This window comes from Bradyrhizobium sp. B097, from assembly GCF_038957035.1.
Taxonomy (GTDB): Bacteria; Pseudomonadota; Alphaproteobacteria; order Rhizobiales; family Xanthobacteraceae; genus Bradyrhizobium.
On the sequence record NZ_CP152412.1, the window covers coordinates 1,426,456 to 1,439,921 of the forward strand.

Sequence of the window (13,466 nt, forward strand, 5' to 3'; positions counted from 1 at the left end):
TCCGCCCGACCACCCCAGCTAGTGGCTGCCCAGGACAGCTTGCGCGGTACAGTCGCGCTCGACGGTAACGCTAGCTGCTGAGCCCGGTATCATTGAGAACCGTTGCCAAATGTCTCAATCGACGTTCGCCACAGCAATGAAATGCGGCCCCTCCTTGCGCGCCTTCACGTTGAGGGCGGAATAGGAGTTCCACGCGCGCTCCGCGCACTGCCTCGCGACGCGATCAGCGCGTTAGCCATTTCAACAAAGCCGGCGCCCCCTGGCCCCTCGGTGATCCAGGCAGGTGGCGTCCGAATGTCGGCGAGGTAGCGGACGATACTGCTTACACCGACGGTGTGACGAAAGTAGCCGAACATCGGCGCGTCATTGGTTGAGTCTCCGATATAGAGGATCTCGTCCTTTTGGCGGTCGAGGTCGACGCCATAAGCTTCGGTCATTACGCGGTGGGTCATCGCGAGCTTATCGTAGCCACCGAGCCAGCCGAGAATCCACAGATTGTTCACCGTAACGTCGGCTCCGGCGCGGCGCAGCGCAGCGGTAATCGCGTCTCGATCGCCTTGACCATTCGGTTGGCTGAACGCTACACTGGTGAGGCGAAATGGCTGATCCTCCGCTAGGCTCGCAGCAGGATGGGTGGCGCTGACCTCGGCACTGATTGCTGCAAGCCGACCCGCAACACGTTGCCTGTGTTCTGCGGGATGCCAAAAGTGCCGCTCGACGCAATCGCCGTTATCATGACGCCGGAAGAAGAAACCTCCGTTCTCGCCGATAACGCCGTCAACGGGCCACATCCGCGCCATTTGATCGCACCAGCCGGCGGGGGCCGCGGTGACCGGGATGACTGTCAGGCCGGCCTGTTGCAACCGTTCGAGGGCCTCGAAAGTTCGAGCCGCAAGACGACCCTGATAGGTGAGCGTCTCATCCATGTCGGTTAGAACGAAACGCACGTTGCAAAATTCTGAACGATGCGCCTTTGAGATGGGTTGCATGTATGCTTCACAGGCGAGAGAGGAGGGCCGAGCATAGGCGGCATACCGGTTTCCCGCCTGGGCTGTCCAGAGCAAGGTCAGCACGGTAATCGGGGACGAGGGTATATCAGGTTTGTTTGTCGGGTTATGTGTCCGTCGTGACGCCGATGATCGCCAATTGCGAGAGAACGGCGCGGTGGATATGGTTGGTGTCGACAGAGCGAGCTCATCTATCTCGCCAAGGAGGCCCGCGTTCTCGACACGAATTCATCGTGTTCGTGAGAACTTCGAAATTCCATTTCCTTGACGGGCGAGCCCCGCACTGATTCCATCTGGCAGGTGACCGTGCTTTCATAACCGAAGGATGTCGCGCCATGTCGACGCCCAGCGCCACGCTCCAGGAAGTCATTTCGGCCAACGGCAAATATGCCGCCGCGTTCGGTGACAAGGAAAAGCTGGCGTTGCCGCCCGCGCGACGGTTTGCGATTCTGACCTGCATGGATGCGCGGCTAGACCCGGCAAAGTATGCGGGACTTGCCGAAGGCGACGCTCACGTGATCCGAAATGCGGGAGGACGCGCATCCGATGACGCGATCCGCTCGCTCGTGATCTCGCACAAGCTGCTCGGAACGAATGAATGGTTCGTTATCCATCATAGCGATTGCGGGATGCAATTGTTCACCAACGAGGTCATCAGCGACCTCCTGGCGGATGATCTGGGCACCGCGCAGTTCGACGGTGGGAAGTGGTCGAATCCAAAACATGAAGGCGGCTCGGTCGCGGGCAAGTTCGTTCACTGGCATGCGTTCGAGGACAACGCCAAGAGTGTGCTCGAGGACGTGCAGCGGATCAGGAGCCATCCCCTGGTGCCGAAGCAAATTCCGATCTACGGGTTTATCTACGACGTGAAGACCGGCCGCCTGAACGAGGTCGTCGAGGCGACGGCAGCCGGTCGGCCTGCCGTTTAGGCGCAGCGAATATCTGGTGCAATGCCTGTCACCAAACGCATGTCTGTACGCGGTTTGCCGCGCCATCTTGCGCCGGACCTCGGCGTGTTCGTCATCGAGACGGAGGGGGCGCGAAGGCTGGCATTCGAGGCGGTAAGCCGTGAGGACGCGGAAGCGATGACGAGGGCAAACTGGTTCGTCTTGGCGCTTGGCAGCTTTTGCTCACGGCGACGTCATGCGGAGAGCGCCGAAAGCCGTTTGCGGGCCGCGACGGATCCGGAGATTGCGATCTTTCGGGAGTGGGCCACAGAGTTCGCCGGCGAGGCGGCCGACGTCTTCGTTGCCTGTCTTGATTGAGAGCGGCGAGATTTCGCTTCGCGGGACGTCAAGCGCGCTCCGGCTGCAAAGAGAAGCAATTGCCCTCTGCGTGTTGAGTTTTGGTGCGTCACATGCGTGGACGGGAGATCTTTAGTGAATGGCGACGCTGACGTTCGTGCGCCAGGGCGATAGTATCGCAACCAGAAAGCTGTCGCGGTATCTCCCGCGAGCCAACGTGGAGTAGCGATCATGGCGCTCGACGGACCCATCTCTTCTCGCAATCTCACTGCAAAGCTCCACTACCTCAAGCGTGGCCCCGAGAGGCCGACGTTTTACCGAATCGAGCCGCCTCCCGGCGTGCCGCAGTGGAACGGCATCGACGATGAGCGGGAGGTGGCGATCGAGGACGCGCGCGGACGCGAGTCCGAATTTTCGCTCGATCGTAACGGCTTCTCGCTGGTCAACGCACCAACCGCCGTTGCCAACTTTTACGACTCCGAAGAAATCAAGCGCGTTTATTACCCCGAAGTTGAGCAATTGCTGCGCGACGCTGTCGGCGCCAGCCGCGTATTCGTCTTCGACCACAACGTACGCAATGCGAGCGTTCCCGGTCTCGCTCCGCCATCCCGGCAGGTCCACAACGATCATACCGTCAACTCAGCGCCGCGGAGGGTCCGCGATCACCTCGGAGCTGAGGCGGACGAACTGCTGAAGCATCGATTTGGCATCGTCAATGTATGGCGGCCATTGCGCGGTCCTGTGCTGGATTCACCGCTGGCGCTGTGCGACGCACGGACATTTACGGATGATGATCTGATTCCCAGCGATCTCGTCTACGCTCATGTTCGTGGCGAAACGTCTCGGGTGGAATACAAACCGAATCATCGGTGGTACTATTTTTCCGAGATGCAGACCGACGAGGCGCTATTGATCCGGATTCATGACAGCGCCAATGATGGTCGTGCGCGGCTATCATTCCACACCTCGTTCGAAAATCCGCTCGCACCCGGCGCGCCGCCGCGTGAGAGCATTGAAGTCCGCGCTTTGGTCTTTTTTGGATAGCGGTTCGAAGAGGCAACTCGGCGGCGCAGGAAGCCGGCGTTTCCTTCAAACGTAGGTTCGCGTCCGTGGCCGAAATCCGTTCGAGCAAAGGCGAGTGGGATACCGCCGGCATCGTACCTCCGATGCCCGACCTCTGCGGGAATCGGTATTGCGTCAATGTCATGAGAGCCCGATTTCGGACGGGCGCCGCCGAGGAGTCCTGCAACGACCGAAGGCAGACTTCATCGTAGGAGCTGCGATTCGGAGATTTTCATTCCGACGCAGGATCGGTGGACGTTTGAGATGTTGCGATCTTGTCGCGCTACTCACGGTTCTGCAATTAATTGCTGATGTTCGCGGACGCGAGCGCCTAGCCATCATTCGTCCGGCAAATCATGCCCTGATGGACGAATGAGGTCGCGCGCATGTCCGCTCAAAATGCTCCCTTGCCAGCTTCGCGGCCGCGCGTGTCGGATGACATCGCCCTTCTTTCTGCAGCCGATCTGGTCGAGCACTATCGGGCAGGAACGCTCTCGCCGGTGGAAGCGACGCAGGCCGTACTCGATCGCGTCGAGCGTCTCGATCGCCATGTCAACGCCTTCGCGCTGCTGGATGCCGATGCCACCCGTGTGGCGGCGCGCCAATCCGAAATCCGCTGGCGACGTGGCGAGCCACTCGGTCCGGTCGATGGCGTGCCGGTCGCCCTCAAGGACCTCATTCTCGCCAAGGGCTGGCCGACGCTGCGGGGCAGCCGGGCGATCGATCCGGCGCAAGACTGGAACGAGGATTCGCCTGCCACGGCCCGGTTGCGGGAGCAGGGCGCGGTGCTGCTTGGCAAGACGACAACATCGGAATTCGGTTGGAAGGGGCTCGGCGACAGTCCGTTGACCGGCGTCACGCGCAATCCTTGGAACATCGCCCACACGCCGGGCGGCAGTAGCGGCGGATCCGCGGCCGGCGCGGCGCTGGGTTTCGGGCCGCTGCATGTTGCCACGGACGGCGGCGGTTCGACCCGGCTTCCGGCCGCACATAGCGGCGTGTTCGGGTTCAAGCCGACCTTTGGTCGCGTTCCCGTCTATCCGCCGTCGCAGAATGGATCGCTCTTCCACGTCACGCCGATGACACGCTCCGTGCGTGACGCGGCCTTGCTGCTCGACGTGATCGGGCAGCCGGACCTGCGCGACTGGACCGCGTTGCCGACAACCGAGATCTCCTGGACAGTTGGGCTCGATCAAGGTGTCCGAGGCCTGCGCATCGCATTCAGTCCGAAGCTCGGCTACGCACAGATCGACCCTCAGATTGAGAAGATCATCACCGAGGCGGCCAACACGCTTGCCGGGCTCGGGGCGATCGTCGAGCAGGTCGATCCCGGTATCGAAGATCCCATCGATCTCTTCCAGACCTTCTGGTTCGCGGGCGCAGCCAAGCTCCTGGCCTCGTTCGATCCGGCGCGTCGCGCCTTGGTCGAGCAGGGCCTGCAGGCTGTTGCCGAGAGGGGCCGAGCGATCGATGCCGTCACCTATCTGCAGGCAGTCGATCGCCGGGAGGCGCTCGGTCGACATTTCAATCGGTTCCATCAGGATTGGGATCTTCTGATCACACCCACCACGGCATATCCCGCTTCGGCGATCGACGCGTCGGAGGCCGATCTTGTGGTGCGGCCGATCCGCTCCCCCTTCACCTATCCATTCAACCTGACCCAGCAGCCGGCAGCCTCAGTGCCGGCGGGCCTTACCGAGGCGGGATTGCCGGTGGGTCTGCAGATCGTCGGAGCAAAATTCGCTGATACGACCGTTCTGCGCGCAGCACGCGCCTTCGAGCAGGCAAGGCCGTTCCCGCGCCCACAGGATCCGTCATGACCGAGCAGCCCCAAAGCCTTGACCTCGAACTGCCGCAACTGGCGATCGCCTACGCCAGCGGAACGTTAACGCCGTCGACCGTGGTCGAGCATATCCTGGACGACATCGCCCGCCGCGGCGCGGACGGCGTCTGGATCAGTGTCGTGGCGCGCGAGGACGCGCTGGCGCGAACCGCATATCTTGAGTCATTGCCGGGGCGGGAGCCGCAGGCATTGCCGCTCTGGGGTGTTCCGTTCAGCGTGAAGGACTGTATCGACACGGTTGGCCTGCCGACCACGTCGGCCTGCCCGGAATTTTCCTATCAGCCGGCGAAGAATAATCCGGCAGTCGAGCGGCTGCTGGCGGCAGGAGCCATCCTGATTGGAAAGACCAATATGGACCAGTTCGCGACCGGGCTGGTCGGGGTACGCTCGCCCTATGGCGTTGCGCGCAATCCGTTCGATCCCGCCTACATTCCCGGTGGATCCAGCTCGGGCGCGGCAGTCTCGGTCTCCGCAGGACTGGTCAGCTTTGCGCTCGCGACTGATACCGGTGGATCGGGACGGGTGCCGGCGGCCTTCAACAATATCGTGGGACTGAAGCCGACGCGAGGATTGATCAGTGGTGTCGGATCGGTCGCGGCCTGCCGCTCAATCGAGACACTCTCAATCTTCGCGCTGACGGTTGGGGATGCACAGGCGGCATTTGATGTCGCGCGGGGGTACGACGAGGAGGATCCGTTCTCGCGGACGGGATCGCCGGCGGCAGTTCGTGCGTTACCGGCTGAATTCCGCTTCGGTGTGCCCGCTTCGCCGTGGTTGGACTTCTTCGGCAATGCCGACGCGGCCGCGCTGTTCAGCGAGGCGGTCGCGCGACTGGAACGTCTCGGAGGCCGCAAGGTCGAGGTCGATTACGCTCCATTCGCGGAGATCAACGATCTTCTGTTCAATGGACCGTGGCTGGCGGATCGCTACGGCGCTCTGCGCCAGTTCGTCGACAGACAGCCCGAAGCCCTGTTTCCCGTCACCCGCGACATCCTGCTTGGAGGACGTGGCGTTTCCGGCGGAGAAGTCTTCGTTGCGCAGCAGCGGCTGAATATTCTGAAGCGCCAGATTGAGAAACTCTGGAACGAGATCGACGTCATCGTCGTGCCGACCACCGGCACAATCTACCGCATCGATGAGGTCGCGGCCGATCCTGTCACGCTCAACGCCCGGCTCGGGACGTATACGAACTTCGTCAATCTGGCCGATCTTTCGGCGGTTGCCGTTCCCTCGGGGTTTCTGCCCAACGGCTTACCACAAGGCATCACGGTGATCGCCCCGGCTTTCGCCGACCATCATGCCGCTGCTTTGGCGCAACGCTTTCACAACGCCGGCCTGCCGCTCGGTGCGCGCCACGTGCGCCCGGCCGCGAGTCCGGTTCATGCCCGCCGAGACAAGGAGACCATATCGTGACGTCTATTGCCGCCTTATTTGCCGGATCGATCAGGCTCGCACGCGCCGCGGCCGTCGCGCTTGCGGCCGTGCTGTCGCTGGCGAGCGCGCCTTCACGCGCTCAGGACATCACGATTGGTGAAGGGATTGCGCTCGGCTGGGGCCAGTTCTTCGTCGCCGACCATGACAAGACCTGGCAGAAGCAGGGGCTGGCGCCGAAGGTTTCGACCTTTGCCAGCGGCCGCCTGGTGCTGGATGCGCTGGTCGGCGGCGGCGTCGTGATCGGCACCGCGGCGGAAACGCCCGTGGTGTTCGCTACCCTGAACGGGCTGCCGGTACGCATTATCGGCACGTTGAACCGGCATGAACCCTTCGATCTCGTCGCCATCAATGACATCAAGACCACCAAGGACATCAAGGGGCGGCGTATCGGCTATTCGCAGGGGACGAACGCGCATTATTACCTGTCGAAGCTGCTCAAGCAGCAAAGTCTGGCGTGGTCGGACATCACGGCGGTCAGCCTAAATCCGGGCGATTTCGTCAGCAGCTTGGCAGGCGGTGCGATCGATGGGTTCATCTGGACGGAGCCGCATCTGTCGCAAGCGATCGCGCAAGGCCCCGACAAGTTCCACATCATTCGCTCGGAAGGGCTCTACAACACCTATTCAACAATCATCACGCTGCAATCGACCATCGACAGCAAGCCGGACCTGCTCGTCAAGGCGGTGAAGGCGCTGCTCGAGGCCGACGACAATATCAGGAAGGACCCCGATGCCGCGGCCACGCTGACCGCCGAACGCATCAAGCTCGATCCCGCGATCGCAAAGGCATTTTGGAAGCGGGCAAATTTCAAGCTCGAGCTTGACAAGGCGTCGCTGGTGTCCCTGATGGAGGAGCAAGCGAAGTGGGCCGTCGACAGCAAGTTGGTCCGACCTGATGCCAAAATTCCGGACTTCAACACGGTGGTGGTGACGTCCGTGCTGGATCGGGCGAGCCGGGAATAGGGTGGTCAATCGGAATGAATGCGAGGGTGGAGATCGCATCGCAGACCGCCGTCGGTGAGCCGCTGATCACCTGCATCGAGCTGGGGCATGTCTACGATTCCGGCCGCGGCCGTACTACCGCGCTGGGCAGCATCTCGCTCACCGTCGATCGAGGCGAATTCGTTTGCGTTCTCGGGCCGAGCGGGTGCGGCAAGACCACGCTCCTCAACATCCTGGCCGGCTTTGTCATGCCTGCGGGGGGCGTCGTTCGCGTCGGTGGCCATGCGATCAAGGGGCCGAGTTCCGAACGCGGCGTCGTGTTTCAGGACTATTCCTTGTTCCCATGGCTGACGGCGCAGGCCAATGTCGAGTTCGGGCTCCGGATGGCGGGGCGCGCTGCGCGCGAGCGAGCGAAGATTGCGCACGATCTGCTTGGGCTCGTTGGCCTGCCCGATGCTGGTGCGAAGTATCCGTTCGAACTATCAGGCGGAATGAAACAGCGCATCGCCATCGCACGCGCGCTTGCAACCCGTCCGTCGCTTCTACTGATGGACGAGCCATTCGCGGCGTTGGATGCGATGACGCGGAGCTCCCTGCAAGCCAAGCTGGTCGAGATTCACCGGCAGGAACGGCCGACCATCCTGTTCGTCACCCACAACATCGCCGAAGCGCTCGTGCTTGCGAGCCGGCTGATCGTCATGTCGCCGAACCCGGGACGGATCGTGGAGGACATCAGAATTGATCTGCCGCGTCCACGCCGTCGTACGGCGCCGCGCTTCAATGAGCTTTACGAGCACGTCGCACGGGCAATCGGTCTAGAAACGGCGGAGTAAGAACATGGCTTTCGGCGTGAGCCGCCACAGCGTCGCTGGCATCATCGGTACGCTCGCCTTCCTTGGCGCGTGGGAGGCGCTCAGCCGAAGCGGCCTCGTCAACAATGTGATGCTGCCCGCGCCGACCACGATCGTCCAATCCGCATGGGAGTTGCTCGTGACGGGCGAATTGCCGCGCCATTTCGGTGCCAGCTTGCTGCGGGCCGCGATCGGGTTCCTCGGCGGTTCAGTGCTTGGCGTGGCGCTTGGCGTCGCGATGGCGCAATCGCCGCTGTTACACGGTACGATTAATCCCCTCGTGCAGATGTTTCGCGCCGTTCCGTCGCTTGCCTTCGTTCCACTGGCGATTTTCTGGTTCGGCATTGGCGAGACTTCCAAGATATTCTTGATCGCCTGGGGCGTCTTTTTCCCGGTCTGGGTCAACACCTATATCGGCGTGCGCGACGTGAGCCCGCTGCTCGGACGGGCGGCAGCGAGTCTCGGCGCAGGTGGCTGGCGCAACTTCGCCTACGTCGTCATACCCGGCGCGCTGCCCTTCATCATCGCCGGGCTTCGCGTCAGCCTGTCGGTTGCGCTGGTCGTTCTGGTGGCCGCCGAATTGGCCGGAGCAGCGTTCGGGGTCGGCTATCTGATCCAGATGTCACAACAGGTATTTCGAGTCGATCAGATGTTCGTCGGGCTGATCGTGCTCGGCGGGATGGGATTTGCGGCCGATCTCCTGTTTGAACGCGCGGTCCACAGGTTGCTGCCCTGGTACGGCGCCGAGCAGGCAGGACAGAAGGGCTCGCAAATCGAGCGAGCCTCTGGTCGTCCGGTCACAAGATAGCGAAAGCAATTTATTGCGCGCCAGAGGCGACGGCCCGGCCTACAAGCCGTGGCAAGAAGGAGAGGCGACGTGCAACCATCCCAAGTCGAGCTATGCGAAAACGCAACAGCATTAGTGCTGACCTGGCCGGATTGCGGGACCCGGCAGGTTGACGCGGCGGCCTTGCGCCGAGCCAGCCGTGCGGCCAGCGAAATCCGTCGGCAGATTGAGGGCATCGAACTGGCGCTCCCGCCGGATCTTCACATCGCGGCGATCGAACCAATCGGGAATTACGCGCTGCGGCTCCATTTTTCGGATGGCCATGACCGCGGAATCTACCCGTGGTCCTATTTGCGCGAGCTCGCCGGCCAGCAGCCAGCCTGAGGGTACAATATGGATGAGATCAAAAGTGGCCTGACGGAGGTCGTCTGCGACATCCTGGTGATCGGCGGGGGGACCGCCGGACCGATGGCGGCCTACAAGGCAAAGCGCCATAGTCCGGGAGCGCGCGTCGTTCTGCTCGAGAAGGCCAACGTCAAGCGCTCTGGCGCGATCGCGATGGGTATGGACGGGCTGAATAACGCGGTCGTCCCGGGCTACGCGACGCCGGAGCAGTACACCAAGGAGATTACGATCGCCAATGACGGCATCTGCGATCAGGCGCCCGTGTACAAATATGCGTCACGCTGCTTTGAAATCATCCAGGAACTCGACGGCTTTGGCATCAAGTTCCAGAAGAACGAGAACGGTGATTTCGACGTCAAGAAGGTTCACCATCTCGGCTCTTACGTACTGCCGATGCCGAACGGCGATACCGTCAAGAAGGCGCTTTATCGCCAATTGCGCCGCGAGAAGGTGCTGATTTCGAACCGCTACATGGCGACACGGCTGTTGACCGGACGCGACGGGCAGATCGCCGGTGCAATCGCCGTCAACACCCGCAGTGCCGAGTTTCTGGTGTTCCGTGCGAAGACCGTCATCCTGTGTGCCGGTGCCGCGGGCCGGTTGGGCTTGCCGCAATCGGGTTATCTCTGGGGCACTTACGAGAACGCCACCAATTCCGGCGACGGCTATGCCATGGCCTACCATGCCGGCGCCGCGCTCGCGAACCTTGAATGCTATCAGATCAATCCGTTGATCAAGGATTACAACGGTCCCGCCTGTGCATACGTGGCCGGTCCATTCGGAGCCTACACCACCAACAGCGAAGGCAACCGCTTCATCGAGTGCGACTACTGGTCGGGACAGATGATGCAGGAGTTCTATAACGAGCTGCAGTCCGGCAAGGGACCTGTATTCCTGAAACTCAATCATCTGCACAGCGATACGATCGGCAAGATCGAGGCGGTCCTGCATCAGGTCGAGCGACCGTCACGGGGACGGTTCCACGAGAATCGGGGGACAAATTACCGCGAACGCATGATCGAGATGCATATTTCCGAGATCGGCTTCTGCTCCGGGCACAGCGCTTCGGGCGTCTATGTCGACGAATTTGCGCGTACCACGGTGCCGGGTCTCTATGCGGCCGGCGACATGGCAAGCGTCCCGCACAATTACATGCTCGGCGCCTTCACCAACGGGGCGGTGGCGGGCGAGCACGCTGCGGAAGTTGCAGCCAACATCGACCTCGCCGACTACAACGCCGCCGATGTCGTGCGCGAGCAGCAACGCGTGCTGGCCGCGACAAGACGAGAGGATGGCATTCCGCCTAACCAGCTTGAATACAAGACGCGACGCTTCGTGAATGACTATCTTCAGCCGCCGAAAGTGACCGCGAAAATGAAGCTGGGGCAGGCCCGTTTTGCCGAAATCCGCGAGGATATGGAGAGCGCGATGGTGGTGCGTGACGCGCATGAACTGATGCGTTCACTGGAAGCGGCGTCGATCCTGGATTGTGCCGAAATGGCGGCGTTTGCTTCGCTGTTTCGTACCGAGAGCCGTTGGGGGCTCTATCATCACCGCGTCGAATATCCCGAGAAGAATGATGACGAGTGGTTCTGCCACAGCATCCTGCGCAAACGGGACGGACAGATGACCGCGGAGAAGCGGCCGGTCGCGCCCTATATTGTGCCAATCGACGAATCCGAGCGCTCGGCCTACGACCGCCAGCGCATCCGGCAGCACGCCTAGAGAGAAGCGGACGTCTCATGCCAATTGCTCATACGCCAACCGCTGTTCCAGTCGTCGTCGACGAGGCCAAATGCATTGCCGACAAGGGGTGCACGGTCTGCGTCGACGTCTGCCCGCTGGACGTGCTCCGGATCAGCGATCTCACCGGCAAGGCCTACATGAAATACGACGAGTGCTGGTACTGCATGCCCTGCGAGACCGATTGCCCGACCGGCGCCGTGACGGTCAACATTCCCTATCTGTTGCGCTGACATGACCGGGTTCGAGCCATTTGAAACGTTCGGGGATCTCGGGGAGATTGCTGAACGGCTATCGAGTGAAGACCCATCGGTGCGCCGACTGGCGGTGCTGGACCTCGTGGAGACGTCGAGTGGCGAGGCGGTTCCGCTGCTGGCGGGTGCCATCCTCGACGCTGAACCGGTGGTCCGCCAGCAGGCCGCGCAAGCGCTTGGCGAGTTCGACGGCATCGACGTTGCCAAGGCTCTGATCTGCGCAGTACCCGACCCCGTGGTGGAGGTTGCCCGGGCGGCCGCTGACAGTCTTGCCGAACTCCGCGATCCCGGGGCGAGTGGCGTCCTCCTGCCGTTAGTGACCCATCCGGCCGCCTTTGTGCGCGCGGCGGTTTTTCGGGCACTGAAGGCACTCCAGGTCGATGCATCGCTCGGTCCTGCGATCACAGGGCTTGGTGACGACGATCCCGGCGTGCGTGTGCAGGCCGTGGGAGTCATCGGCTATCTCAAGAAGACTGAAACGCTGCCATCCTTGATCAGCGCAACGCGGGACAAATCTGCGGATGTCCGGCTTGCGGCCGTCAACGCGCTGTCGTTCGCTCGGAACGAGGTCGCGGCTCAGGCCGCTGCCGCCGCGCTCTCGGATTCGGAGTGGCAGGTCCGGGCTGCTGCGGCCGAAGCGATTGGGCGGATCGGTCAGGCTTCAGCCGCTGGCGCGCTGATTGCGTCGCTTGCCGACGGCTACTGGCAAGTTCGTCAGAAGGCATTGCAAAATCTTGGCCGGTTGCGTGTTCGAGACGGGGTCGAAGCTATTGTTGCCTTCCTTGACGACGAGTTGCCTTCGTTGCGCAAGGATGCTGCCGCGGCGCTCGGTGATATCGCAGATCCACGCTCACGCGACGCCCTCACGCGGCATACTGGCGATGCGGATCCCGACGTTCGAAAGACGGTGATCTGGGCGCTTGGGCAGATTGGCGGCGGCTGACTATTCCTTGAACAGGATGTCCTCGAGCAGATCGAGCCGCCTGATCCTTATGACGCCGTCCTCGATCGCGATGATGCGCTTGGTCTGGAATCGCTTCAGCATCATGGTGATCCACTGACGGGTCGAGCCAACCATCGCGGCGATCTGGTCATGTGTCAATTTTCGGTTGATGATGACTGTATCGCCGTCGGCGATTCCATAAAGCTCGGCGAGATTCAAAAGATACTGGGCGAGCCGCTCGATCACCGAGCGAGTTCCGAGCATCTGCGCCATCGACGAATAGCACTTGCCCTTGGCGATGAGTCCATCGATCAACGCCAGTGCGAAAGCCGGCACCTGGACCAGCAATCTTTCCAGCGCGGGGCTGGACAAGGCCAGGATCTCGCAGTCCTCCATTGCCACGCCGGACCACATGTGAGGTCCGCCGCCGGAGATCTCGGGACCGCCGATGAAGTGGCCTGGCGTCCAGTAGGCGAGGGTGATCTCCCGGCCGGATGGCGCAGTGTAGTAGACGCGGACCTGTCCTTTCCCGATGATGAAAATGCCGCTGTGGTGCTCCCCCTGGCTGAACACCATTTCCCCCTGGGCGGTGAAAACGGTACGTCCGGCGGCCAGGACCTGGGCCTTTTCTTCGGCGGACAAGCGATCCAGGAACTGCGCGCCGACGTTGAGGCCATCGATGCTCTCGCTCATGAAGAAAGCGGAGTCGCTGGCCATTGCGCGCGGTCCGCTGGAGACCGCAAGGCTATCCCTTGTTCGATAGCTACCGTCCGCGGAGATGCCTGTCTGCACCATCGGAGTGCGCGCGTAGCCTTCGGAAGCTTCCTTGATTGTGGTCATTGCGGCCCGGATGTCCTGCGCTGTCGTCCCCTAGCTAAGTGTGAGGAGATGGCGAAGTCCACTTCTTTGAATGTCCGTTGGCGCACTTAGCAAACCTGACGCGAGAACGACA

General features: G+C 61.9%; 14 protein-coding genes. 12 read left to right on the plus strand and 2 right to left on the minus strand.

Features of this window, described 5'->3' with window-relative positions:
• Window positions 1-164 precede the first annotated feature (164 nt).
• Window positions 165-989, minus strand: a complete 825-nt coding sequence (locus AAFG07_RS06425; protein ID WP_342726499.1) for an HAD-IIB family hydrolase — start codon at window positions 987-989, stop codon at window positions 165-167.
• 353 nt (window positions 990-1,342) lie between these two features.
• Between AAFG07_RS06425 and AAFG07_RS06430 the strand changes: the two genes are divergently transcribed.
• The 12 genes from AAFG07_RS06430 (at window position 1,343) to AAFG07_RS06485 (ending at window position 12,514) form a co-directional block, all read left to right on the plus strand.
• A complete protein-coding gene (locus AAFG07_RS06430; protein WP_342726500.1) occupies window positions 1,343-1,936 on the plus strand; it encodes a carbonic anhydrase in 594 nt (197 codons plus the stop codon).
• A gap of 21 nt (window positions 1,937-1,957) precedes the next feature.
• On the plus strand, window positions 1,958-2,272 hold the full coding sequence (locus tag AAFG07_RS06435; protein ID WP_342726501.1) for a hypothetical protein: 315 nt from the start codon (window positions 1,958-1,960) through the stop codon (window positions 2,270-2,272).
• A gap of 210 nt (window positions 2,273-2,482) precedes the next feature.
• Window positions 2,483-3,295 carry a CmcJ/NvfI family oxidoreductase gene (locus AAFG07_RS06440; protein ID WP_342726502.1) on the plus strand — a complete coding sequence of 271 codons (813 nt, stop codon included), beginning with the start codon at window positions 2,483-2,485 and terminating at the stop codon, window positions 3,293-3,295.
• A gap of 446 nt (window positions 3,296-3,741) precedes the next feature.
• The gene (locus AAFG07_RS06445) at window positions 3,742-5,133 is read left to right on the plus strand and encodes an amidase (RefSeq protein WP_342726503.1); all 1,392 of its coding nucleotides are present in this window, start codon (window positions 3,742-3,744) and stop codon (window positions 5,131-5,133) included.
• A complete protein-coding gene (gene atzF / locus AAFG07_RS06450) occupies window positions 5,130-6,569 on the plus strand; it encodes an allophanate hydrolase (RefSeq protein WP_342726504.1) in 1,440 nt (479 codons plus the stop codon). The genes AAFG07_RS06445 and atzF overlap by 4 nt, the downstream gene beginning before the upstream one ends.
• Entirely contained in the window at window positions 6,566-7,552 is a 987-nt protein-coding gene (locus AAFG07_RS06455; protein WP_342726505.1) for an NrtA/SsuA/CpmA family ABC transporter substrate-binding protein, read from the plus strand. Before atzF ends, AAFG07_RS06455 begins: the two co-directional genes overlap by 4 nt.
• Window positions 7,553-7,566: 14 nt before the next feature.
• Window positions 7,567-8,364: an ABC transporter ATP-binding protein gene (locus tag AAFG07_RS06460; protein WP_342726506.1), complete on the plus strand. Its 798-nt coding sequence runs from the start codon at window positions 7,567-7,569 to the stop codon at window positions 8,362-8,364.
• 4 nt (window positions 8,365-8,368) lie between these two features.
• On the plus strand, window positions 8,369-9,190 hold the full coding sequence (locus tag AAFG07_RS06465) for an ABC transporter permease (RefSeq protein WP_342726507.1): 822 nt from the start codon (window positions 8,369-8,371) through the stop codon (window positions 9,188-9,190).
• A 69-nt stretch (window positions 9,191-9,259) separates the two neighbouring features.
• Window positions 9,260-9,553, plus strand: a complete 294-nt coding sequence (locus AAFG07_RS06470) for a DUF971 domain-containing protein (protein WP_342726508.1) — start codon at window positions 9,260-9,262, stop codon at window positions 9,551-9,553.
• 9 nt (window positions 9,554-9,562) lie between these two features.
• Window positions 9,563-11,299 (plus strand): fumarate reductase/succinate dehydrogenase flavoprotein subunit, encoded by a 1,737-nt coding sequence (locus tag AAFG07_RS06475; RefSeq protein WP_342726509.1) that lies wholly within the window; start codon window positions 9,563-9,565, stop codon window positions 11,297-11,299.
• A gap of 17 nt (window positions 11,300-11,316) precedes the next feature.
• Window positions 11,317-11,550: a ferredoxin family protein gene (locus AAFG07_RS06480; RefSeq protein WP_050420777.1), complete on the plus strand. Its 234-nt coding sequence runs from the start codon at window positions 11,317-11,319 to the stop codon at window positions 11,548-11,550.
• Window position 11,551: 1 nt separating this feature from the next.
• Window positions 11,552-12,514, plus strand: a complete 963-nt coding sequence (locus AAFG07_RS06485) for a HEAT repeat domain-containing protein (protein ID WP_342726510.1) — start codon at window positions 11,552-11,554, stop codon at window positions 12,512-12,514.
• Here AAFG07_RS06485 and AAFG07_RS06490 read toward each other — a convergent pair whose 3' ends face one another.
• On the minus strand, window positions 12,515-13,231 hold the full coding sequence (locus AAFG07_RS06490; RefSeq protein ID WP_342729069.1) for a Crp/Fnr family transcriptional regulator: 717 nt from the start codon (window positions 13,229-13,231) through the stop codon (window positions 12,515-12,517). It abuts the gene before it with no gap.
• Window positions 13,232-13,466 lie beyond the last annotated feature (235 nt).

What these genes read in the sequence shown, in the direction of transcription:
- AAFG07_RS06475 (WP_342726509.1), top strand. Translation starts at nt 9,563, where the DNA reads ATGGATGAGATCAAAAGTGGCCTGACGGAGGTCGTCTGCGACATCCTG.
- AAFG07_RS06480 (WP_050420777.1), top strand. Translation starts at nt 11,317, where the DNA reads ATGCCAATTGCTCATACGCCAACCGCTGTTCCAGTCGTCGTCGACGAG.
- AAFG07_RS06425 (WP_342726499.1), bottom strand. Translation starts at nt 989, where the DNA reads ATGCAACCCATCTCAAAGGCGCATCGTTCAGAATTTTGCAACGTGCGT.
- AAFG07_RS06490 (WP_342729069.1), bottom strand. Translation starts at nt 13,231, where the DNA reads ATGGCCAGCGACTCCGCTTTCTTCATGAGCGAGAGCATCGATGGCCTC.
- AAFG07_RS06460 (WP_342726506.1), top strand. Translation starts at nt 7,567, where the DNA reads ATGAATGCGAGGGTGGAGATCGCATCGCAGACCGCCGTCGGTGAGCCG.
- AAFG07_RS06465 (WP_342726507.1), top strand. Translation starts at nt 8,369, where the DNA reads ATGGCTTTCGGCGTGAGCCGCCACAGCGTCGCTGGCATCATCGGTACG.
- AAFG07_RS06440 (WP_342726502.1), top strand. Translation starts at nt 2,483, where the DNA reads ATGGCGCTCGACGGACCCATCTCTTCTCGCAATCTCACTGCAAAGCTC.
- atzF (WP_342726504.1), top strand. Translation starts at nt 5,130, where the DNA reads ATGACCGAGCAGCCCCAAAGCCTTGACCTCGAACTGCCGCAACTGGCG.
- AAFG07_RS06485 (WP_342726510.1), top strand. Translation starts at nt 11,552, where the DNA reads ATGACCGGGTTCGAGCCATTTGAAACGTTCGGGGATCTCGGGGAGATT.
- AAFG07_RS06435 (WP_342726501.1), top strand. Translation starts at nt 1,958, where the DNA reads ATGCCTGTCACCAAACGCATGTCTGTACGCGGTTTGCCGCGCCATCTT.
- AAFG07_RS06430 (WP_342726500.1), top strand. Translation starts at nt 1,343, where the DNA reads ATGTCGACGCCCAGCGCCACGCTCCAGGAAGTCATTTCGGCCAACGGC.